Annotated in this window: 24 protein-coding genes; 16 read left to right on the top strand and 8 right to left on the bottom strand. The window is 27.9% G+C overall.

The features are described from left to right. Positions 1-66: 66 nt before the first annotated feature. Both M4I33_RS06765 and M4I33_RS06760 read left to right on the top strand, forming a co-directional pair. Positions 67-1,956: a beta-glucoside-specific PTS transporter subunit IIABC gene (locus M4I33_RS06765; protein WP_257916097.1), complete on the top strand. Its 1,890-nt coding sequence runs from the start codon at positions 67-69 to the stop codon at positions 1,954-1,956. Positions 1,957-1,976: 20 nt separating this feature from the next. After that, on the top strand, positions 1,977-3,410 hold the full coding sequence (locus M4I33_RS06760) for a 6-phospho-beta-glucosidase (protein WP_257916096.1): 1,434 nt from the start codon (positions 1,977-1,979) through the stop codon (positions 3,408-3,410). Positions 3,411-3,449: 39 nt separating this feature from the next. Here the strand turns inward: M4I33_RS06760 and M4I33_RS06755 are convergent, their stop codons facing one another. Continuing rightward, the gene (locus M4I33_RS06755) at positions 3,450-3,668 is read right to left on the bottom strand and encodes a hypothetical protein (RefSeq protein WP_257916095.1); all 219 of its coding nucleotides are present in this window, start codon (positions 3,666-3,668) and stop codon (positions 3,450-3,452) included. A 177-nt stretch (positions 3,669-3,845) separates the two neighbouring features. Here M4I33_RS06755 and M4I33_RS06750 point away from each other — a divergent pair, with 177 nt between their 5' ends. From M4I33_RS06750 to M4I33_RS06710, 10 genes are all read left to right on the top strand, one after another. Continuing rightward, positions 3,846-3,986: a hypothetical protein gene (locus M4I33_RS06750; protein ID WP_257916094.1), complete on the top strand. Its 141-nt coding sequence runs from the start codon at positions 3,846-3,848 to the stop codon at positions 3,984-3,986. Positions 3,987-3,994: 8 nt separating this feature from the next. Then, positions 3,995-4,249, top strand: coding sequence for a hypothetical protein (locus M4I33_RS06745; RefSeq protein WP_257916093.1), 255 nt, complete (start codon positions 3,995-3,997; stop codon positions 4,247-4,249). A gap of 10 nt (positions 4,250-4,259) precedes the next feature. Further along, positions 4,260-5,021 carry a CPBP family intramembrane glutamic endopeptidase gene (locus M4I33_RS06740; protein WP_257916092.1) on the top strand — a complete coding sequence of 254 codons (762 nt, stop codon included), beginning with the start codon at positions 4,260-4,262 and terminating at the stop codon, positions 5,019-5,021. A gap of 8 nt (positions 5,022-5,029) precedes the next feature. Continuing rightward, the gene (locus M4I33_RS06735) at positions 5,030-5,827 is read left to right on the top strand and encodes a CPBP family intramembrane glutamic endopeptidase (RefSeq protein ID WP_257916091.1); all 798 of its coding nucleotides are present in this window, start codon (positions 5,030-5,032) and stop codon (positions 5,825-5,827) included. A gap of 212 nt (positions 5,828-6,039) precedes the next feature. Next, the gene (locus M4I33_RS06730; protein ID WP_257916090.1) at positions 6,040-7,839 is read left to right on the top strand and encodes a heme NO-binding domain-containing protein; all 1,800 of its coding nucleotides are present in this window, start codon (positions 6,040-6,042) and stop codon (positions 7,837-7,839) included. Positions 7,840-8,112: 273 nt separating this feature from the next. Then, positions 8,113-8,793, top strand: a complete 681-nt coding sequence (locus M4I33_RS06725) for a hypothetical protein (RefSeq protein WP_257916089.1) — start codon at positions 8,113-8,115, stop codon at positions 8,791-8,793. A 2-nt stretch (positions 8,794-8,795) separates the two neighbouring features. Next, positions 8,796-9,410, top strand: coding sequence for a hypothetical protein (locus tag M4I33_RS06720; RefSeq protein WP_257916088.1), 615 nt, complete (start codon positions 8,796-8,798; stop codon positions 9,408-9,410). A 53-nt stretch (positions 9,411-9,463) separates the two neighbouring features. After that, positions 9,464-9,841 carry an SdpI family protein gene (locus M4I33_RS16925; protein WP_374707700.1) on the top strand — a complete coding sequence of 126 codons (378 nt, stop codon included), beginning with the start codon at positions 9,464-9,466 and terminating at the stop codon, positions 9,839-9,841. A gap of 165 nt (positions 9,842-10,006) precedes the next feature. Continuing rightward, on the top strand, positions 10,007-10,561 hold the full coding sequence (locus M4I33_RS06715) for a sigma-70 family RNA polymerase sigma factor (RefSeq protein ID WP_257916087.1): 555 nt from the start codon (positions 10,007-10,009) through the stop codon (positions 10,559-10,561). Next, positions 10,558-11,190 carry a hypothetical protein gene (locus tag M4I33_RS06710; protein ID WP_257916086.1) on the top strand — a complete coding sequence of 211 codons (633 nt, stop codon included), beginning with the start codon at positions 10,558-10,560 and terminating at the stop codon, positions 11,188-11,190. Before M4I33_RS06715 ends, M4I33_RS06710 begins: the two co-directional genes overlap by 4 nt. 71 nt (positions 11,191-11,261) lie before the next feature. Here the strand turns inward: M4I33_RS06710 and xdhC are convergent, their stop codons facing one another. From xdhC to M4I33_RS06685, 6 genes are all read right to left on the bottom strand, one after another. Continuing rightward, positions 11,262-11,732, bottom strand: coding sequence for a xanthine dehydrogenase subunit XdhC (gene xdhC, locus M4I33_RS06705; protein WP_257916085.1), 471 nt, complete (start codon positions 11,730-11,732; stop codon positions 11,262-11,264). Then, positions 11,722-12,606: a xanthine dehydrogenase FAD-binding subunit XdhB gene (gene xdhB / locus M4I33_RS06700; RefSeq protein WP_257916084.1), complete on the bottom strand. Its 885-nt coding sequence runs from the start codon at positions 12,604-12,606 to the stop codon at positions 11,722-11,724. The genes xdhC and xdhB overlap by 11 nt, the downstream gene beginning before the upstream one ends. After that, a complete protein-coding gene (gene xdhA, locus M4I33_RS06695; RefSeq protein ID WP_257916083.1) occupies positions 12,599-14,920 on the bottom strand; it encodes a xanthine dehydrogenase molybdenum-binding subunit XdhA in 2,322 nt (773 codons plus the stop codon). Before xdhA ends, xdhB begins: the two co-directional genes overlap by 8 nt. 51 nt (positions 14,921-14,971) lie before the next feature. Continuing rightward, positions 14,972-15,256: a PQ-loop domain-containing transporter gene (locus M4I33_RS06690; protein ID WP_257916082.1), complete on the bottom strand. Its 285-nt coding sequence runs from the start codon at positions 15,254-15,256 to the stop codon at positions 14,972-14,974. Positions 15,257-15,866: 610 nt separating this feature from the next. Beyond that, positions 15,867-16,226 (bottom strand): DUF5658 family protein, encoded by a 360-nt coding sequence (locus M4I33_RS16920; RefSeq protein WP_374707699.1) that lies wholly within the window; start codon positions 16,224-16,226, stop codon positions 15,867-15,869. 77 nt (positions 16,227-16,303) lie between these two features. Continuing rightward, positions 16,304-16,549 (bottom strand): hypothetical protein, encoded by a 246-nt coding sequence (locus M4I33_RS06685; RefSeq protein WP_257916081.1) that lies wholly within the window; start codon positions 16,547-16,549, stop codon positions 16,304-16,306. A gap of 121 nt (positions 16,550-16,670) precedes the next feature. Here M4I33_RS06685 and M4I33_RS06680 point away from each other — a divergent pair, with 121 nt between their 5' ends. Next, positions 16,671-17,294 carry an HAD family hydrolase gene (locus M4I33_RS06680; protein WP_257916080.1) on the top strand — a complete coding sequence of 208 codons (624 nt, stop codon included), beginning with the start codon at positions 16,671-16,673 and terminating at the stop codon, positions 17,292-17,294. A 331-nt stretch (positions 17,295-17,625) separates the two neighbouring features. Here M4I33_RS06680 and M4I33_RS06675 read toward each other — a convergent pair whose 3' ends face one another. Beyond that, positions 17,626-18,201: a PH domain-containing protein gene (locus tag M4I33_RS06675; protein ID WP_257916079.1), complete on the bottom strand. Its 576-nt coding sequence runs from the start codon at positions 18,199-18,201 to the stop codon at positions 17,626-17,628. A 135-nt stretch (positions 18,202-18,336) separates the two neighbouring features. On the opposite strand from M4I33_RS06675, the gene M4I33_RS06670 reads away from it, so the two are divergent. The 3 genes from M4I33_RS06670 to M4I33_RS06660 all read left to right on the top strand — a co-directional run bounded on the left by M4I33_RS06670 (position 18,337) and on the right by M4I33_RS06660 (position 21,132). Continuing rightward, positions 18,337-18,636 (top strand): rhodanese-like domain-containing protein, encoded by a 300-nt coding sequence (locus M4I33_RS06670; RefSeq protein ID WP_257916078.1) that lies wholly within the window; start codon positions 18,337-18,339, stop codon positions 18,634-18,636. A gap of 104 nt (positions 18,637-18,740) precedes the next feature. Next, entirely contained in the window at positions 18,741-19,247 is a 507-nt protein-coding gene (locus M4I33_RS06665) for a hypothetical protein (RefSeq protein WP_257916077.1), read from the top strand. Positions 19,248-19,599: 352 nt separating this feature from the next. After that, positions 19,600-21,132 (top strand): AbgT family transporter, encoded by a 1,533-nt coding sequence (locus M4I33_RS06660; RefSeq protein WP_257916076.1) that lies wholly within the window; start codon positions 19,600-19,602, stop codon positions 21,130-21,132. Positions 21,133-21,141 lie beyond the last annotated feature (9 nt).

Genomic DNA, 21,141 nt, shown 5'->3' with positions numbered 1-21,141 from the left:
ATAATATTCTTATATTGGTTTCGTCTTTTTTTATATAAAAAAATCATAAAATCAAGGAGGAATATTATGAAATACGAAGCTTTAGCTAAAGAAATTATAAAGTATGTTGGTGGAAAAGAAAATATTAATAGTTTAACTCATTGTATAACTCGTTTAAGGTTCAAGCTAAAAGATGAAAAAATTGCAAATACAGAGGCTTTAAAAAACTTAGATGGAGTAGTTACAGTTGTAAAAAGTGGGGGTCAGTATCAAGTTGTAATCGGAAACCACGTTCCAGAGGTTTATAAAGATGTAGTTTTAGTAGGTGGAATTGGAATGTCAGAGTCAGAAGATGCCGTTTCAGAAAAGATGAGTCCTTTTAATAGATTTATAGATATAATTTCAGGAGTTTTCACTCCAGTTTTAGGAGTTTTAGCTGCAACTGGGATGATTAAAGGATTAAATGCACTGTTTGTAGCATTAGGGTGGTTAACACCAGATACTGGAACTTATGCTATACTTAATGCTATAGGGGATAGTTTATTTTACTTCTTCCCAGTATTCTTAGGATTTACAGCAGCTAAGAAGTTTAAATTAAATCAATTCTTAGGTATGGCGATAGGTGCAGCACTTGTTTACCCAGCACTTGCAGGGCTTACAACAGGAGATCCTTTATTTGTTTTATTTGGAGGGACTATAATTGAATCGCCAGTTTACGTTACATTCCTTGGAATTCCAGTTATTTTGATGAATTACACATCAAGTGTTATTCCAATAATAATAGCTTGTTTTGTTGGTGGAAAAGTAGAAAACATTTTCAAAAAATATATTCCAAGCGTAGTTAGTAACTTTTTAGTTCCGTTTTGTACATTACTTGTAGTAGTTCCTTTAACATTTATAGTGATAGGGCCTATAGCAACTTGGGCAAGTCAGCTTTTAGGTGCAGTAACAGTAGCTGCATATAACTTAAGTCCAATAGTTGCAGGAGTTATACTTGGAGGCTTCTGGCAAGTTTTTGTTATATTTGGATTACACTGGGGAATTGTTCCTATAGGATTTAATAACTTAGCAGTTAATGGTTATGATGCAATACTTGCTTTAATCTTTGCAGCATCTTTTGCACAAATAGGTGTAGTACTTGCAATTATGTTTAAAACTAAGGATAAAAAATTAAAATCACTTTGTATACCAGCATTTATTTCAGGTATATTTGGAGTTACAGAACCTGCAATTTATGGTGTAACATTACCTCGTAAAAAGCCATTTATAATAAGTTGTATAGGTGGTGCTGTAGGTGGAGGAATACTTGGTGCTATGGGTACATTAGTCTACACAAATGGTGGACTTGGAATATTCCAAATACCAGCATTTATAAATCCTAAAAACGGTATAGATGCAGGTTTTTACGGAATGATAATTTCTATGGTAGCTTCATTTGCACTAGGATTTATAATGATGTTCTTCACTAAGTTAACAGGAGAAAAAGAAGAAGATAACAAAGTTAAAGAAAACGTTTTAGTAAAAAGAGAAGTTTTAAATAGTCCTTTAAATGGAAAAGTTGAACCTTTAAGTAAAGTAAAAGATGATGCTTTCTCTAAAGGGGTTTTAGGAAAAGGTATAGCAATAGAGCCTTCAGAAGGAAAGGTATTTGCACCAAGTGATGGAGTAGTTACTACATTCTTCCCTACAGGACATGCTATAGGGATAACAACAGATACAGGAGCTGAAATTCTTATCCACGTTGGAATGGATACAGTTCAGTTAGAAGGAAAGTATTTTACACCTAAAGTAAAACAAGGTGCAAAAGTTAAAAAAGGAGAATTATTGTTAGAGTTTGATATAAAAAATATAGAAAAGGCTGGATTTTCAGTAACAACTCCAGTAGTTATAACAAATTCTGATAGTTATTTAGATATTATAGAAACTGATAAAAAAGAAATAAATAAAAATGATGAAATACTAACAGTAGTAATTTAAATTTAGGGAGGATGAATTTTATGAAAAATTTAGGATTTAATGAAAACTTTTTATGGGGAGGAGCATTAGCTGCAAACCAATGTGAAGGAGCTTATTTAGATGGAGGTAAAGGTCTTACAACTGTAGACCTTTGCCCTACAGGTAAAAATAGATTTGATGTTTTAATGGGTAAAATAGATAGTTTAGAGCCAGTAGATGGAGAGTACTATCCTTCACACGAAGCTATTGATTTTTATCATAGATTTAAAGAAGATATAGCATTATTTAAAGAAATGGGATTTAAATGTTTAAGAGTTTCTATAGCTTGGTCTAGAATATTCCCAAATGGTGATGAAGCTGAGCCAAACGAAGATGGGTTAAAATTCTATGATGAATTATTCGATGAGATGATAAAAAATGATATAGAACCTGTAGTTACTTTATGTCACTTTGATCTTCCAGTTAGCTTAATAAAGAATTATGGAGGATGGAGAAACAGAAAATTAGTAGACTTTTATTTAAATTATACAACTACTATTTTTAATAGATACAAAGATAAAATAAAATACTTTATGACATTTAACGAGATTAATATGTTATTACACGCACCATTTTTAGGAGCTGGAATAATCTTAAAAGAAGGTGAAAACGCTGATAAAATAAAATATCAAGCAGCACATCACCAATTAATTGCAAGTGCATTAACAACTAAAGTAGCGCACGAAATAATAAAAGATTCTATGGTAGGTTGTATGCTAGCTGCTGGTGTAACATACCCTTATTCAGCAAATCCTTTAGATGTAAAAAAAGCTATGGATAATGATAGAGAAAATTATTTCTTTATAGATGTTCAATCAAGAGGAGAATATCCAGGGTATGCAAAGAGATTCTTTAGAGAAAATGATATAGAATTAGAAATGGAAGATGGGGATTTAGAGATATTAAAACATAACACAGTAGATTATATCGGATTTAGTTATTACTCAAGTAGATGTGCAAGTACAGATCCAGAAGTTTTAAATGGAATGACTGGTGGAAACGTATTTGAAACTATTAAAAATCCTTATTTAAAAGCATCAGAGTGGGGATGGCAAATAGATCCACTTGGACTTAGAATAACTTGTAACACATTATACGATAGATACCAAAAGCCTTTATTTATAGTTGAAAATGGACTTGGAGCTGTAGATAAAATAGAGGAAGATGGAAGTATAAACGATGATTACAGAATCGAATATTTAAAAGAGCATATAAAAGAAATGAAAGAAGCAGTACTAGACGGAGTTGAACTAATCGGGTATACACCTTGGGGCTGTATAGATTTAGTATCAGCATCTACAGGAGAAATGAAAAAAAGATATGGGTTTATATATGTAGATAAAGATAACGAAGGTTTCGGAAGCTTAGAAAGAAGAAAGAAAAAGAGTTTTGATTGGTACAAAGAAGTTATAAAATCAAATGGTGAAAATCTATAAAAAATTTAGGGCTATTACATTTTTGTAATAGCCCTAATTTTATACCTTATTTTTCTTAAAAGCAGAACTTATTCCAAGATAAAGCCCACCTATAATTATAAAAATTAATCCAGGGATATACTTACCAAGGACTACGTTTATAAAACCGGCTATTAAAAGAATTATACTAGCTACAAATATTAACTTAGATTCTCTTATATTGAAAGTTTTTTTACTCTTTTCTATATCTTTTTCAAACTTTTCATCGTATTTATCCATTACTAAATCCTCCTAATATCTATATTTAAAATATAACATATTTAATAAATATTATACGAACTCTTAAGATAATTAACTAAAAGTAGATAAAATTTACAGTTTGATAATATGTAGTTTAATCCCAGTTAATAAGGAATTTGTAAAATTTTATTGTAAATATAGGGGGAGGTATTAAATATGAAGCAAAAACTATATAAAACAATAGTAATGATAGCTTGTATTATTGTAATTGCAGATGCAGTCTATGACTTTGGCTGTGGATTTGTTGAAGGATGCAAAGATCAAGCAAATCAAATAGAATCTAGTGATTCAAGATAGGAGATTTTATGGAAACTACTTTACAAATTAAAAGATGGCCCATGAGGCTTGCAATTTCAGGATTATTCCTTTGGGTAATTCCGATTGTCGGGATTGTTATAAATATAATAGGAATAGTTAAGTCAATAATGAGCTACAGAGAAGATAAGTTAAATATATATAAAGTAGCTTTAATTTTAAACAGCTTAGAAATTGTACTAGTTATAGTAAATTTTATTGTTACTATTAAATTAGTTATAGATTCTACGGGAAATTTAAATTAGGGGGAAATAGATGAAAGTTTTTAAAATTATAGGGTTTATAATAGTTACTTTTGTAGTATATCTAGTTTCAACTTTGATAGGGGGCTTTTTAGCTACAGCCTTAGTTGGAATTAAGTCGAATAAATATATGTTAATTGCTTTTTTAACGGCTTTAATAATTACAATTATAGTATATATAGTTTATTATTATTTAAATGGAGAGAAGAATTTTAGTGATAGATTTTTTCTGAAAAAGACGAGTTTTAAAAGTATTTTATTTTCAATTTGTATTGGCTTTGGAACATTTGTAATATCAGTTCAAATAATGAGATTATTAAGTCAATTTCAAGGTACATATAAAGCTACAGAAGAGTTTATAGGTGGAATGAATAATAATATATATGGGATTATAGCATTAGTTATTATAGCTCCAATATTTGAAGAATTAGTCTTTAGAGGATTTTTATTTGGATACTTAAAGAAAAATTGCAATATTTATATAGCTGCAATAATCCAAGCCCTTCTGTTTGGACTTGCACACGGGAATATAATTCAAGGCTCTTATGCTTTTGTTTTGGGGCTATTTTTAGCTTTTAGCTTAGTTCAAAGTAAATCTTTAATTTGTCCTATAGTTATACATATGACTAATAATTTAATAGGTGGAGTGATTACTACTCAAATTTCAGGAAATGTAGCATTAGGCGTAATAATCCTTATAATATCTATAGTTCTTGGAAGTTTTGGAACTATAAAGATGTTTGAACTTAATGATTTAAGGTTTTACAAAAGATAGGGGGAATTATGAATAAAGTTTGGGATTCAGCAAAGTTTATTATAAAAGTAGTAGGATTGTATTATGTAGTAAGTATACTATGTATGTTTGTTTTAGGACCTATAGGATATATAAATGGAGGTATTGAAAAAATAAATGGATTAATTTTAAGTGTACCACCTTTAGTTTTAATAGTTGTAATTATAATGATTTTAAAAGATCGTTATAAAACGAATCTAAAAGAAACATTTGAAAAATTAGATATAAGAAAATTTAATTCGAGTTCTAAAAAGTTAGTAATTTTGTTAAGTATAATAGGCGTATTTATAGGTAGTGGAATAAGCTATGATATTTCAAAATTTTTTAAAGAGCTTGATGTTGATTTATCTTTTTTAGATGGAGCAGTTAAAACTTTTACAGGATGTATAGGAATAGCAATTTTAGGGCCAATTTCTGAAGAAATATTATGCAGAGGACTTATTTTAAAGAGGCTATTAAAAAATAATAATGTGTATGTAGCGTTAATTGTTCAAGCATTGATTTTTTCTATTATGCATGGAAATTTTGTTCAGGGAATTAATGCATTTATATTTGGAATAGGATTAGGGGTTTTATATCTTTATTCAAACTCACTTTTAGCACCTATACTAGTCCATATAATTAATAATACCCTTTGTGTAATTTTTGCAACTGGATTAATTAATTTAGATATAGTATTTGATAACTTAATAATAGTTAATATACTTTTAGTTTTAGGATTAATATCTTTAATAGTTATTTGTAAAAAATCATTAAGGGTATATAAAGATAGATTACTAAAACAATAATAGAAAAGCTATCATAATGATAATTATTATCTTATGATAGCTTTTTTTATTTTTGACTAAATTGTTAACAATATTTATTCTATCTATCAAATGTTGAAAAAGAGTTTAATAGAATGTAAAATTAAATATGAATTTTATAAAAAATATATATACTTATAATAAAATTTACAGAAAATATTTATGTAGTAAAAATATTGAAATGGAGGATAGTTATGAAGGGGACAGTTGTGTCAACATGGATGAAGACTAACCGAAAGCTGTTTGATGATAATGTAGTTAATGAAGCTATGGATAGCGTAGGTTTTGGGAGAGATAAGATATTCTCGCCAATAGAAAATGTAGATGATGATAAGGTTCGTGCATGTATAAAATATATTGCAGACAAAAACAATATAAAAGCAAATGAGCTTTGGAGAAAGATTGGACAAGATAATGTTATAACTTTTAGCAAAGATTATCCAGGATTCTTTAAACATGATAATGTATATTCATTTTTAAAATCGATGTTTGATGTACACGTAGTTATGACTAAAAGGTTTAAAGGGGCTAAACCACCACTACTAAAGATAGATCCTATTTCAAAGAGAGAGGCTATATTTAGTTATAATTCTAATAGAGGAATGTTTGATTACTTTTTAGGAATGTTAGATGGAGTTTGTAAGCATTTTAATGAAAAGGTAAAGATAGAAGAAATAAATAAAACTAATACTTCTTTAGATTTAAAGCTTACTTTTGAAAAGGATATATACTTTAAAAAATCATTTAAAGTAAATAAGATATTATCTTTTGGTATTTTTAATAGTTTAAGTGCTAAAACTTCTATAATAGCTTTTGTATTTAGTTTAATACCTAACTTATTGTTATTTGGGACAAGTGGAATAGTAAAATCCCTTATATCATCAGTAATAGTAGCAGCATTTACATTTGTGTTTACAAAAGTATTGACTTCACCTATTAGTAGTATTAAAGATGAAATTAATAACTTATTAAATCATAAATACGATATTGATAGCGAGATAGTAACTAATGATGAGTTTGAAGATATATATAAACTTTTAGGAAAATACAAAGGTCGTATACAAACTGACTTTGTAGGCTTTAAGGGTATAGTAGACGAAATGAATACTTTCACTAGAAATATAAATAACATTTCAAGTTCTATGGAAAACACTTCAAACGAAATAAGTGGAGTTGTAGAACAAGTAGCAACAGGTGCTATTACTCAAGCTGAAAATACAGATGAAGCAGTTGAATCTTTAAATGAAAATATAAATTCTCTAAAAGGAATAGTAAAAAAAGAAAACGGAAATAAAGTTCAACTTGAAGAAGTAATGGGTCAAATAAATAACAGTTATACGCATGTTAATAAATCTAGTGAAAACATCCAAACTACTTTAAGTAAATTTAACGAAGTTAAAAATAAAGGTGTAGATTTAGAAAATAAAGCATCAGATATAACTAAAATAGTTCAAATAGTTTCAGCTATAGCAGAGCAAACAAACCTTTTAGCACTTAATGCTTCTATAGAAGCTGCAAGAGCAGGAGAACAAGGAAAAGGATTTGCTGTAGTTGCAGATTCTATAAGATCACTTGCAGAACAATCAAAAGATGCAGTTTCTGAGATTAATACAAACCTAGAATTATTTAGACACGAAATAAATAATCTAGTTAAACAAATAGAAGATCAATACGATATTTTAGAATCTGAGACAGATAATTTAGGAAACGTAAGAGATATTAGCTTTGAAGCTAACGAGTCAGTAAAAGAAGTAGCAAGTGCTATGATTCATACTATAAATAGCTTAAATACTGAAGCTTCTTCAATATCTAACGTATATTCAAGTATTGAATCTTTAGCAGCTATCGCAGAAGAAAACTCTGCTTCTTCAGAAGAAGTAAGTGCAAATGTTACATCATACACTAACGATATAAAAGATTTAATAGAAAGAATTTCACATTTTGAAGATATCACAAAGGAATTTAAAAAAGATTTAGATAAATATAAGATATAAAAATGGAAGAAGGCACTATTTTCTAGGGGAGAAAATAGTGCCTTTTTAAACTTCAAAAATCAATACTTTAAAGCTTTGAAATAGCGTAGGGGAACGCTATTTCTTTTTTTTGCATCACATTGATACATAGAAATTTAATGACTTCTATATTTTAAATTGTAAATCTAAAAATATCAATATGAAATTGGAGGTAAATTATAGAAGAATATGTATGTGTATACATATAATAGGTAATAAGATATTTAATTGTAAATTTTAATAGGAGGAGTTAGCTTGGATAAATTATCATGTTATAATAAAACTATAGAAGAAAATCTGAAATTAACTAAAGAAAAAGTTCTAAAACTCCTAAAAAAAGATGAAAAGATAGAAGTTTGTATAAAAGGTTTTAGTGAAAAAGCTTTAAAAACGCTTCCTTTAATATCTTTATTATCAGAAGAATCCTTACTTAAGTTCAATAAATCAGCATTTAATTATTTAATTTTTATAACAAATGAGAGAATTTTTATAAATGAGCATTTAAGTGATTCAAATAGTCCAGAATTAAAGATTTATGAGAAATCTTCAATAGAATCATTTAAAGTAAAACCTAAAAATTTACACAAAAAGATAAGCTATTTTAACCATTACAAAGAGCATAAACGTTTAGCGGTTATAACAAGAATTTGTAAAAGTATATTATTTTTAGCTGGTATTTTACCTATAATAATAATATTTACACTTTTGTTTGATTATCTCTTAGAGTTTGGATTTAACGATTATAGAGGAATTATTTTTAGTGTTTTATTTACAGTTTTAATTGGAATATTTTTTATGAGAAAACTAGAAAAAAAGATGGAAGTAGAGATAATTTTTAAAGATAAAACAAAGATAGAATTTCTAATATTAAATCTTAGTTGTATAAATAATGTCAAAAGGTATTTAAAGAAAATAAAAGCTAAAAAGGAGAAATAAATATGGATGATAATATTTATAAAGGTTCTGAAGAACATGATGCTTCAGAGAGTGAAATTTTAGATAAAATTTTATTAAATGATAAGCTTTTAGATAAAGATTTTAAACGTGAAAAATTTAATGAAGCATTAGATACTTTTAAAGCTACTTTAGAAAAAGATGAATATATGATAAGTTACGCTCAAGGAAGCGCTGTAGATTCAAATTGCAAAAGAGCTATGACATCTGTTATGGGGCCTGGCTGTTATCTTTCTAACCCTATGTTTTTTGATTGGCCAATCTACGTTACTTTAGCAAAAACTAATAAGGGTTTTTATGCAATCGAAAGAGGGATGTATGGAAAATATATCAGAAGTTTTAAATTAAAGGAAGATACTTTTAAATTTTTTATAGATGGTAGAATTCTTTTAGAATGCAAAAAAGAAGATCTAGGAGAGTATAATATTCACTTCGACCTTGAAAAAAGAGAAAGGTTAGAAAATGTTGTAGGAAGCATAGATAAAGCTATTAATGGTTCAGAAAAAAAGACTAGGTGGGAAAAAAACAGCAATAAAACTATTTTAGTCGAAGTTTTAATAATAATTTTAGCTATTATAATTGTATATTTTTTAGTTTAATGATTAAGATTTATACTAAAAAATGAGTTTCTTTTTAAGAATTCAGAGTTTAGATACTCCAGGTAAATAAGAAGGAGAAGATTCTAATAACAAGCTTTAATAAGGTAACTAATATAAATGATGTATTTTCCTTTAAATTAATATATGTTGCTTTAGGTGTAGGATTTATAATTTTAGGAAAGTATTTACCAAAGCTTAAAAGAAATAAATTAATTGGAATAAGAACATCTAAAACTTTATCAAACGACGAAATATGGGAAAAGACTCATAAATTCGGAGGCAAAGTTTTTATTGTCTTTGGTGCTTTATTTACTATAATATCTTTAATTATCAAAGGGAATATTGCTATGCCTTTATTAATAGTTTCATTACTAATTTTAACTGTAATATTATGTTTATATCCTAGAAAACTTACAAATAAAAAGAATTAATGATGAGTATAAAAGACTTGAATTCTATTTTGAATGCAAGTCTTTTTAGATTTTAAAGTAAAGATGTTATTATTTGTAATAAAATGAAAATTTAAATAAAATAATTAGTATATGGTCAGATATTATATAGATAATTCGTCTATATAGTATAAGGAGGGACGAAGGATGAAAGAAGATGAACTTATAAGAGGGTTGATAAATAAAGAAGAAAAAGCTTTTAACTTTATAGTAAATAAATACGGCTTAACTATTTTAAAAATAATCAAAAGTATCTTAAAAGAACCACACGAAAAGGATTTTATAATTGAATGTTATGATGACACTTATATGAAAGCACTAGAAAATATAAGTAAACATAAAAAAGACTGTGAGTTTAGAGTTTGGATATACACAATAGCAAAGTATACTGCTTTAGATTATAAAAGAAAATTAAAAAGGTTATATAAAAATGATGAATTAGATGATAAAGATGCAGTGTCTAAAGGGGTAGAAGACATTTATATAGAAAGAGAAGATTTAAAAATAATAAATGAAATATATAAAAAATTAGATAGAGAAGATCAAATTTTATTTAAGGATAAATTTATTAAAAACTGTGATACAGAGTATTTAAAAGAGAAATATTTTATAAGTAGAGATACACTTTATAAAAGGATAAGTAGGCTTAGAAATAAGTGTAGAAAAATACGTGAGGAAATTAGAGAGGAGAGAGAAGCATGATAGTAGAAGATTATATAACTGACGAAGAGATTAAAAAGTTTGAAGAAGAAGAAATACCTAAAGATTTAGCTAAAGAGGCATATGATAGTGTAAATGAATCATTTGTCCAAATGAAGTTTAAAAAGGCTATGGATGAGTTTTCTAAAACTTTAGCTAAGGATGAATATATAATAGATCATATTTCAGGAAGCGCTGTAGATGCTAAATGTGAAAGAGCTATTATGTCAGTTGCAGGGCCTGGATGTTATCTTTCAAATCCGATGTTTTTTGAGTGGCCTTTCTTTATAACTTTAGTAAAGACAAATCAAGGTTTTTATGGAGTAGAGAGGGCTATGTATGGTAACTTTATAAGAAGCTTTAAACTAAAAAAAGAAAATATGAAAATCTTCGTAGATAATAGAGTATTACTTCAAGCAGAAAAGGAAGATGGAAAAGTATATAACTTAGATTTTTACCTTGAAAAATTAGATAGATTAAAAGAAGTATTAAGGGATGAAAAAGATGAAAAGGTTGGTTTAAAGAAAAAAACTAGATGGGAAAAAGATGTAGATAAAATTTTTATTATACAAATGATATTTACGATTTTACTTACAATTTTTATAGTATATCAAAACCTTTCTATGCGTTAATAAATTAAAAAGCTACCACTTTAATTTATTAAAAGTGGTAGCTTCTTTATATAAATTATTAAAAGAAAGAACTATCTCATAGATAAAGCCTTTTTAGTTGCTTTAAATATTTTGTTATATCCTGTACATCTACATAAGTGACCTGATAATTCACGTCTAAGTTCTTTATCAGTAAAGTTTTTACCACTTTCAACTAAAGCTGTAGATGTTAATACTAGTCCTGGAGTACAAAATCCACATTGAACTGCGCCTTCATCTATAAAGGCTTGTTGGACATTACTTAGTTTGCCGTTTTTTTCTATTCCTTCAATTGTTCTTATAGTTTTACCGTCAGCCCAAACTGCAAGATAAATACAAGAATCAGTAGGAATGCCATCTACAAGAACAGTGCAAGCACCACACTCTCCAACTAAACAGCCTTGTTTTACACCAGTTAGGTTTAATCTAAATCTTAAAATTTCAGATAAAGATTCCCTTATATCTATTTCCATTTCGTATTTTTTATCATTAACTGTTAAATGAATCATTTTTTTAAAGCTCATAATCTTTCCCCCTTGCTCTGTCTACAGCCTTTTCGATGCATCTATAGGATAAAACTTCTATTAAATGTTCTTTATATTCTTTTGAGGCATTCCAAAAATCAATAGCATGTGATGATTTTAAGGCAGTCTCGCCTAAAAGTTTCATATTTTCATCTGTGATTTCCATACCTCTTGCTAAATTTTCAGAAGTTTCGCATCTAAGTGGAGTAGGGCCTGAAACCCCTAGACCTATACGTAAATCCTTAAATTTATCATCCTCAATTTCAAGTACTACAGAAACTCCCATAAGTGCTATATCTAAAGCGTTTCTGCTTGCAAACTTTTCGTATTTTCCAAACTTATTAAAATAATCTTCTTTATTAATTATAATGCTAACTAAAATCTCATCTTTTGATATATTTACTATACCAGGACCCCTATAAAAATCCTTAATAGGTACTATTCTTTCTGTGTTTCTAGATTTTAATTTAAGATTCGCATTATATGCAAAAAGTGTTGGAGCGCTATCAGCTGATACTGCACCGTTACAAACATTTCCTCCTATAGTTGCAATATTTCTTATTTGAGGACCTCCTAAAGATACTGCAGCTTCTGCTAAAGTTGGAATATATTTATTTATAATGTCGCTTCTAAAGATTTCTGTAAATGTAGTCATAGAACCTATCTCTATAGAACCGTCAGGATTTATATCTATCTTTTTTAAAGACTCTATATCCCTTAAGCTTAAAAGGCAAAGACTTTTAAATCTCTCTTCACGAAGTTTAACAAGTACATCAGTGCCTCCAGCAATTATAGTTAAATCTTTTACGTTATTTAATAATTCAAGGGCTTGGTCTAAGCTATTTGGTTCAAGAATTCCTGTAATATCATACATTTTGTTTCACCCCTTTTAAAATTATGCCGCTTTCCTTTAGCTTTTCAAATACTGATTGACAGTCCATAGGAAGTTTATTTATCTTTACACCTACAGCGTTTAATACAGCATTTCTTATAGCTGGTGCAGGAGAGATTGTTGTATTTTCACCTAAAGATTTTTGACCATAGCTTGATTCAGGGTCATATTTTTCTACAAATTCGCATTTGACATCTGGAGTATCCATCATAGTTGGAAGTTTGTAATGTAAAAGGTTGTTATTTATAATCGCACCTGTATTTTTATCTATTATGAATTTTTCAGATAAAGCGAAACCTAATGCCATACTAACTCCACCATCAACTTGACCTTCTGCAAGTTTCTTATTTAAGATAGTACCTGAATCGTGTATATTATATAAATCTAATACTTTTATTTTTCCTGTTCTTGTATCTACTTGAACTTCTACGAAAGTAGCACCGTAAGCTACTGCATTATTTCTAACCTTTACAGTTAAATCAGAAGTTATAGGAGCATATTTTTCTTTGTTATAATATGCTTCAAGGCAGATATCTTCAAGAGAATATAATATTCTTTTAGAACTTTTTGATATTATATTAGAATTTTTTAAATCTATCATATCAATATCTAAACCTGATTTATCAGAAGCTATATCTAAAACTTTTTTCTTAACCTCAAGTGCTGCTTTTTTTATTGCTTGTCCTGCAATAAAAGATTGTCTTGAGGCATAAGAACCTGTATCAAATGGAGTAACATCAGTATCTTGTTTTGAAACTAAAGTTATAGTATCAAAAGGTATACTTAAAGTTTCTGAAACCATTTGAGAAAATACTGTATCACTTCCTTGTCCTATTTCAGTTGCACCTACTTGAACTTGAACTGATCCATCTTGATTCATAACGATTCTGCAACCAGCTTCTTCAACAGATACAGGGTAAGTTCCAGAGAAGTAGCTAAAGCAAGCCATACCAACACCTTTTCTTATAGGGCCAGTTTGATTCTCATATTCTTTTCTTTTTTTATCCCAATCTATAAGTTTTCTTCCACGCTTTAAACAATCAGGAAGACCAAATGTTCTTATAACTATTCCAGTTGGCTCGTCTACAAAACCTTCTTTTATAAAGTTATTCAATCTAAAATCAACTGGGTCAAGTTCTAAATTATAACAGATATCATCTATTAAAGATTCAAGCATAAAACACATCTGAGGAATTCCGTAAGCTCTCATAGCTCCAGCTACAGGAAGGTTTGTATAGATTGTTTTAGGTCTGTATTTTTCTGCTTTTATATCATATAAAGGACGTATCTTACTTCCAGCACTCATTGCAATTGAGTGCCCGTGTGAAGCATAAGCCCCGTTATTTACGTAATTTTCTATATCAAATGCAAGAAGTTTATTATTTTTATCAAGTGCCATTTTTATATAGGCCCTCATAGCGTGTCTTGTTCTTGTAGAAACTATAGCTTCTTCACGTGTTAAACAAAGCTTAACAGGTCTTCCTGAAACAGCCATACTCATAGCGCAAGTTAAAGGTTCTATAATTACATCTTGCTTTCCACCAAAGCCACCTCCTACGTAAGGTTTTAAAACCCTAACTTTACCTATAGGTAAGTTACAAGCTTTAGCTACAATCCTACGAACTATATGAGGAATTTGGGTTGAAGATATTATAAGCATTCTTCCTTTTTCATCCCTTTTAGCTATAGTGTTATGAGTTTCCATCTGACAATGCTGAACTATTTGAGTTTCGTATTTACCACTAAACACTTTATCAGCATTTTTAAATATTTCATCTGGATCGCCAACTGTAATTCCAAAATCACTTATTATATTATTAGGCCTTTCATCATGAATTACAGGCGCACCAGGCTTAATAGCTTCTTCTTGGTCTACTACAAAAGGTAAAACTTCGTAGTCAACCTTTAATGCTTTTAATCCTTGTATTGCAGTAACTTCATCTATAGCAACAACGCAAGCTACAGCATCACCAACGAATCTGGCTTTGTCAGCTAGCATCATATAATCATCTATATCTCTATGACTTGGATCTAAAGAATAAGGATGACCTGCTGTTGCATATTTTATATGAGGCAAATCCTCGTGACTTAAAACTGCAAGAACTCCTGGGATTTTTAAAGCTTTTTCTTTATGAACTTTTATAACTTTTGCGTGAGCATAAGGGCTTCTTAAAACTTTACCAATTAATATATCTCTTTCTGTGTAATCGGAGCAGTACTTAGCTTTACCAGTAACTTTTGCATAGGCATCTACCCTAGTAATATCTTTTCCTACTATGTCAAATCTGTTTTCCATAAGCATATCCTCCTTAAAATTATGTCAAAGTTTTTACGTAGTTTAGAATATTTAGTTTTGTGGTTGTTTTCTGTATTTAACTGACAAAACTAAAACTATTAAAGCTAGTACTATATTTAACCATTGTGTTCCTTGAATAAAATAATTGACCTTATTAATAGCTAAGTTGATAGCTATGCATGTTAAACCAAGAGTAAGTATAGACCAATATTGAAGATTCATACCATCGGAATTTTTATTTTTAAATAGCTTATAAATTTGAGGTAGGAATGAGTACAGTAAAGTACAACTACCTAAAAATTGAGCTATAATACCAAAAGACTTTAGAGATTCCATAAAAACTTCCTCCTAAAATATTCTTATAGTTTTGCATCTTTCTTACTGTAGTAAACAATAAGAGAAGTACAAACTATACTTAATACTATATTTATTGATTGGATGATTAATTGTATTCTTGGAATTTGGCAAATAAATTGGTTTATTCCAATACAAGTTATGCCAAAGGTCATAATCACCCAAGATTGAGTACTATTATTTCCAGGACTTTTGGTTTTGATTAATGTAATGATTTGAGGTATAAAACAATAGACGAGTAATATACCACCTACAAAATTGATAACAGTTCCGATTGTTTTTAAAGTTTCCATAAACACTTTCTTATCTCTAAAACATTAAATCGTTTACAATTGGTTTTACATTAAGCTAAGGTAGAAATTTCAGAAACATTTTAGAAATAAGTTCCTCCTTTCAACCTAGTTAATACATTCTCTATTAAATTTTCTTTTGTATGTAAATCTATTTTAATAAAATTAGGAAATTAAATCAAATATTTAACAGAATAGGAAAAATACAAAATGTTAAGTCTATTAAGTAGATGTTAAAAAAGTCATTAAACGTTAACAAAGGACTGTCTTAAAATAAGACAGTCCTTAGATTTTGCTAAAGTTTAAATAAATATTTTGATATATAAAATTATAGCAAAATAAAAAATATGCGAAATTATAATAGCTAGGTAGACAGCTAAGGTGAAATTAAGTATATAATTTGATATTTTAAGTTGCTTAGGATTTGCATCTTCTATTCTTATTAAAAGATATTTTATTAAAAAGAATACTAATACTATTTTGATAAAAATACTTAAAATAGGAGACTCTACAATGTTTCTCATAAAGAGGTTAGCTTCTTTAAAGATACCAGTCTCAAGTAATAGAAGAGTAAAAATTATATCAAAAACATTTAAAATATAAAGTAACTTTAGCTTAAACTTTGTTATGTGCACTGAATTTGCTTTTAAAAAATTTAACATAATGAACTCCTTTATTTCTATCTTTGACAGAAAATAAAGAGTTTAGACAAAACTAAAAAAATTTTTTAAAAATAAATCTAAATTTCAATAAGTTTTGCTGAAACGCCATCTAAAGAATTTAATTCTTTTTTAAGAGCGGCTATTTCTTCTTGGTTGTTTAATAGTTCTAAAAGGATTAATCCCTTTTGAGAGCAGGCGTCTTCAGTTGCTTCGTGAAGACCTAGTCTAACTTTGATTGTGCAACCGTATTTAGTTAAAATTTCTTGAACCTTTGGTGCGATTTTGTTTCTAGGTGTTATTTTTATAGCCATAATATAAAACATAAAAAATCCTCCTTACGTATTTTTTATTATTTTAACACAAACTAGAAAAAATATCCTAAAATACATAGAATTAAAAATTTAAATATTTTATACTTAAGTAAAAGGAAGGGAAGTGAATTTTATGAGAAAAAAATGCGTTATTTATGATTTAGATGGAACAGTTTTAGATACAGAAGAGATGAATTTTATTCCACTACAAAGGCTTATTAAAGAAGAGTTAAAAAAGGATATAGAATATGAAGACCTTTTAAAATACAGGGCTAATGCTGGTCTTAAAACTATAGAAGAATTAGGGTTTAAGGATATTGAAAACTCATATAAAAAGTGGGTAAGATATGTAAATGAGTATGAAAAGGGAGCAAAGCTTTATGAAAATTTTGATAAAGTCATAGAGGAAGTTTCAAAGAGAGGTGTTATTCAAGGAATAGCAAGTTCAAAGATGAGAAAACAATACGAGATAGACTTTTATGATACAGGGTTACATAAATATATGGAGTGTGAAGTTTTAGCAGAAGATACAGAAAAACATAAACCTCATCCAGAACCAATACTTAAGGCTCTAGAATTATTAAATATAGACCCTAGTGAAGCTCTATACGTAGGGGATACAGAGTCAGATATGTTAGCATCTAAAGAAGCAAAAGTTGAATTCGCCTTAGCTAAGTGGGGGTGTATCGATTTAGATAAAGTAAAAGCCGATTATTACCTAGACTCTCCAGAGGATTTACTTAAAATATTAAAATAGATCTAAATAATTAATGCGATGCAAAATATTATGCATCGCATTAATTATAAATTAACTAAGATTATAAAAAGAAGTTTGCGTAAAAAAGTCCAAAAAGGACAAGAAAAACAAATATTCCAATTATGCCTGACATAAATTTAAGTGCTTCAGTTTTTTCTTTCATAATAAACCCCCTAAGGCATTAAATAAATTCAAGTTATATTTATATTATAATTAAAAAATTTAAAAATAAATATATATTTATGAATAAAATACAAATAAAGTAAATAATCAGTGTATAAACAATTAAAAGTGAAAAATAAAGATTTATAAACTAATAATGAATATCCTTTTAGAGTCTAAACTTATTAAAGACCTCAGATAAATCATATAATGTATATTTTTCTCGAGCATTTGTGATCCACTCTTCAGTAAACTTTGTTATAGCTATAAAATCTTCTGATAAAGTCATTTCTTTTGAGGCTGATTTAGATAAAACTTCGCAAGCAGTATCTAAACTTTTACTAGCTGTATTTAAAGAAAAGTCACTTTGGATATACATTTCTTCTATACTTATTAAAGCTTTATAAAGTTTGTTTATATTTGATAGTTCTTTTATATCTAAAGATAAAAGAATTGTTGTGTCCGAAACATCAAATTTTAACTCTAAAAACATATCTACATCCTCTATTACCTGCAAGTTAACGTTAGTTATTTTGTTTCTATAATAATAGTATCTTAAAATATTATTTATTTTAGGGTTAAAGGTATCTTTAGTAATGTGAATTAATGCTTTATTTGTAAAACAAAATTCTTCATTAGAATTTTTTAAAAGAAAAAATATTCTTTCATTCTCTTCTTTTAGAGTATAATAAATAGAATCAGCTCTATTATAATCTTTCTTCCATAATATCTCACAAAGCTCCAAACTAATCACATCCTTTACATATATAAAATAAGTTTAGTTTATAGAATAGTATTTGTCAATTATTTCCAAAAGTTTTAAATTAAAAAATAAAGTTGTATAATTAAATAAAATTATAATTATAAAAGGAGATATAAAATGGCAAACATTAAATCAATAGAAGTAAATAAATTAAATAATCTAAAGGATATAAATTTAATTGATATAAGAGAAGAATATGAATTTTCATCAGGGCATTTAAAAAATGCAAAGAATATTCCTATGGAAGAATTATTAGAAGCACCAGATGAATTCCTAGAAGAAGATAAAACATATTATATAATATGTAAAGCTGGAATGAGAAGTTTAAGGGCTTGCAGTGAATTAAAAGAAGAAGGTTATAAAGTTATAAACGTTTCAGGTGGGACTTTAAGCTTTGATGGAGAATTAGAAAAATAACAAAAACTTTTAACTTTGTTAAATATTAAACTAAATTGATAAATAAATTATATTTGTTATAATTATGTAGGTATTTAATAAAAAGGTAAAAGGAGAGAATTTATATGAAAGAGGATAAGGCGCGGAAGCGGAATATAATATATTTAATATTAGTTTCAATAATAGTTATTTTGTTTGTAAGTAGTATTTATAATTATAAAGAAAAAGTGAAATTTCAAAAGATAGTTTTACAAACTGGAATAGAATCGATTGAAGAACTTGAAGAAACTTATAAATTCTATGAAACTTATCAAGGAAAACTTTCTTTAAATGATAAAAAAATGATTAAAAACTATGTTGGATTTTTAGCAAGCAATATTCAAAAGGGCAACTATGTATCTAAAATAAATGAATCAGAATATATAAATCTAAAAGATAGCTTAGAGAGTGTAATTGCAATAAATGATAAAAATGTCACATTTAAAGCTATTAAAACATTAAATAATTTAAATTCTCTTTTAAAAGATATACAGTCAAGAGAAAAAAAGTGTACTAAATCATTATGTAGTACAGAAGATGATGAAAAAAGAATAGTACAATACATAGAAGAATTAACACTTTTTAATAAATAGACCTTCAAATTTGAAGGTCTATTTTTTATATGAAGAAAATTACAAAAATAGTAATTGAAATAAAATAGTCTACAAATTAAAAAGTGAGAGTATTAGGTAACTTACTCAAATACAATTTTCTTTAAGTTAAAAGGCAAGATGTATAAATAGATTATTATTAAAGTGTTAAATAACAATATCTAAAAATTATAAAATGATAAAATAATGCAAAAAAACTGCAATTGTTAACTTTAATTCATAAAGTTAACAAAATATATATATTTACCGTCTAAATATGATATAATCAATTACATAAAAGAACAGAAAAGGACAAGTGTATTTTACACGTAAACAATGATGGGGTGATATAGATATGGGAAAAGTAAAAAAAGAATCTTTTATAGAGAAGTTTGGTAAGAAAATTCCAGATCCAGTAATTATATTTATGATACTTTACGCAGTAACTTTTGTACTTACTTTAGTTATGGGAGGAAAGGAATTTACAACTTTAGGAGCAGACGGAGCAGATATTACATATAGCGTAAAAAATATGCTAAATGCTGAAAATTTTAGGTGGATCTTTGATAATGCTTTATTAAATAACTGGCTTGCATACGGTGGAGGGGTACTTGGAACTATTCTTATAGTTATGCTTGGAGTAGGTTTATCAGAAGAATCAGGGCTTTTAAGTACTTTAATTAAGAAAATAGGATTAAAGGTTTCAGATAAATTTTTACCAGTAGTTTTAGTTTTCTTAGGAATAATGAGTAGTATAGCAACAGATGCAGGTTATATAATTTTAATTCCACTTGCAGGATTGTTATACGTAGGACTTAAAAAGAATCCTTTAATAGGTATGGCAGCTGCGTTTGCAGGGGTATCAGCCGGGTTTAGTGCAAACCTAATCCCAGGAACTCCTATAGATGTAATAGTTGGAAACAATGCAAAGATATTTGCAGAAGGACAAGGTGTTCCTTTTGTATCAAGAGCAGGAGAAGCTTTAAATCCTGCAACAATGCACTATTTCTTTATAGTTGCATCAACTATACTTTTATCAATTATAGGTTATTTTGTAACAGCAAAATTCGTAAAGCCTAGACTTGAAAAAGAAACTTACGTAATACCAGAAGATATGAATTTAAATGACTTTTCAGTAAAGCCAGAAGAAAATAAAGCTTTAAAAAGTGCATTAATTGGATTATTAATAGGACTAGCTATAGTTATAGGATTAGCACTAGGGCCTCTTGCACCATTTATAGGTGAAGATGGAACTAAGGTAAACCCAATAATGGATAATGTAATTTTAATAATAACTTTCTTATTCTTTATGACTGGACTATTCTATGGGAAGAAAGTTGGAAAGTTTAAAAATGCGATGGATATAGTAAAAGCTATGTCAAAGCAAATGGGAGGAATGGGATATGTTTTAGTATTAACTTTCTTCTCATATAACTTCTTAGCTTTATTAAGTTTCTCAAATATTGGAACGTATATAACGTATTTAGGTGCATCATTTTTACAAAACTTAGGGATAGATAAGTATCCTGTATTACTTTTAATAGGATTTATATTAGTAACAGCTTTAATAAATCTATTTGTTGGAGGATTAACTTCAAAGTGGATGCTACTTGGACCTATATTTATTCCAATGTTATATAACGTAAATCAAAATTTAACACCAGACTTAGTTTCAGCTGCATACAGACTTGCAGACTCATCAACTAATGTTATTTCACCACTTATGTCATACGCTGGAATAATACTAGTGTTTATGAGAAAGTATAAACCAGATTATACTTTAGGGGATATGATTAGATTAATGATGCCTTACTCAATAGCATTCTTAATCTTCTGGACAACTTTACTAATTGGTTTCTTCGTATTTGGATTACCACTAGGATTCTAAATTTAAAAT

It is taken from the genome of Clostridium sp. LY3-2 (genome assembly GCF_024705715.1).
Taxonomy (GTDB): domain Bacteria; phylum Bacillota; class Clostridia; order Clostridiales; family Clostridiaceae; genus Clostridium.
Note: the sequence above shows the minus strand (reverse complement) of the source record. Positions and strands in the feature narration are given on the sequence as shown.

Coding starts and splice junctions, on each gene's coding strand:
- M4I33_RS06765 (WP_257916097.1), top strand. CDS start 67: ATGAAATACGAAGCTTTAGCTAAAGAAATTATAAAGTATGTTGGTGGA.
- M4I33_RS06760 (WP_257916096.1), top strand. CDS start 1,977: ATGAAAAATTTAGGATTTAATGAAAACTTTTTATGGGGAGGAGCATTA.
- M4I33_RS06755 (WP_257916095.1), bottom strand. CDS start 3,668: ATGGATAAATACGATGAAAAGTTTGAAAAAGATATAGAAAAGAGTAAA.
- M4I33_RS06750 (WP_257916094.1), top strand. CDS start 3,846: ATGAAGCAAAAACTATATAAAACAATAGTAATGATAGCTTGTATTATT.
- M4I33_RS06745 (WP_257916093.1), top strand. CDS start 3,995: ATGGAAACTACTTTACAAATTAAAAGATGGCCCATGAGGCTTGCAATT.
- M4I33_RS06740 (WP_257916092.1), top strand. CDS start 4,260: ATGAAAGTTTTTAAAATTATAGGGTTTATAATAGTTACTTTTGTAGTA.
- M4I33_RS06735 (WP_257916091.1), top strand. CDS start 5,030: ATGAATAAAGTTTGGGATTCAGCAAAGTTTATTATAAAAGTAGTAGGA.
- M4I33_RS06730 (WP_257916090.1), top strand. CDS start 6,040: ATGAAGGGGACAGTTGTGTCAACATGGATGAAGACTAACCGAAAGCTG.
- M4I33_RS06720 (WP_257916088.1), top strand. CDS start 8,796: ATGGATGATAATATTTATAAAGGTTCTGAAGAACATGATGCTTCAGAG.
- M4I33_RS06715 (WP_257916087.1), top strand. CDS start 10,007: ATGAAAGAAGATGAACTTATAAGAGGGTTGATAAATAAAGAAGAAAAA.
- M4I33_RS06710 (WP_257916086.1), top strand. CDS start 10,558: ATGATAGTAGAAGATTATATAACTGACGAAGAGATTAAAAAGTTTGAA.
- xdhC (WP_257916085.1), bottom strand. CDS start 11,732: ATGAGCTTTAAAAAAATGATTCATTTAACAGTTAATGATAAAAAATAC.
- xdhB (WP_257916084.1), bottom strand. CDS start 12,606: ATGTATGATATTACAGGAATTCTTGAACCAAATAGCTTAGACCAAGCC.
- xdhA (WP_257916083.1), bottom strand. CDS start 14,920: ATGGAAAACAGATTTGACATAGTAGGAAAAGATATTACTAGGGTAGAT.
- M4I33_RS06690 (WP_257916082.1), bottom strand. CDS start 15,256: ATGGAATCTCTAAAGTCTTTTGGTATTATAGCTCAATTTTTAGGTAGT.
- M4I33_RS16920 (WP_374707699.1), bottom strand. CDS start 16,226: ATGTTAAATTTTTTAAAAGCAAATTCAGTGCACATAACAAAGTTTAAG.
- M4I33_RS06685 (WP_257916081.1), bottom strand. CDS start 16,549: ATGTTTTATATTATGGCTATAAAAATAACACCTAGAAACAAAATCGCA.
- M4I33_RS06680 (WP_257916080.1), top strand. CDS start 16,671: ATGAGAAAAAAATGCGTTATTTATGATTTAGATGGAACAGTTTTAGAT.
- M4I33_RS06670 (WP_257916078.1), top strand. CDS start 18,337: ATGGCAAACATTAAATCAATAGAAGTAAATAAATTAAATAATCTAAAG.
- M4I33_RS06665 (WP_257916077.1), top strand. CDS start 18,741: ATGAAAGAGGATAAGGCGCGGAAGCGGAATATAATATATTTAATATTA.
- M4I33_RS06660 (WP_257916076.1), top strand. CDS start 19,600: ATGGGAAAAGTAAAAAAAGAATCTTTTATAGAGAAGTTTGGTAAGAAA.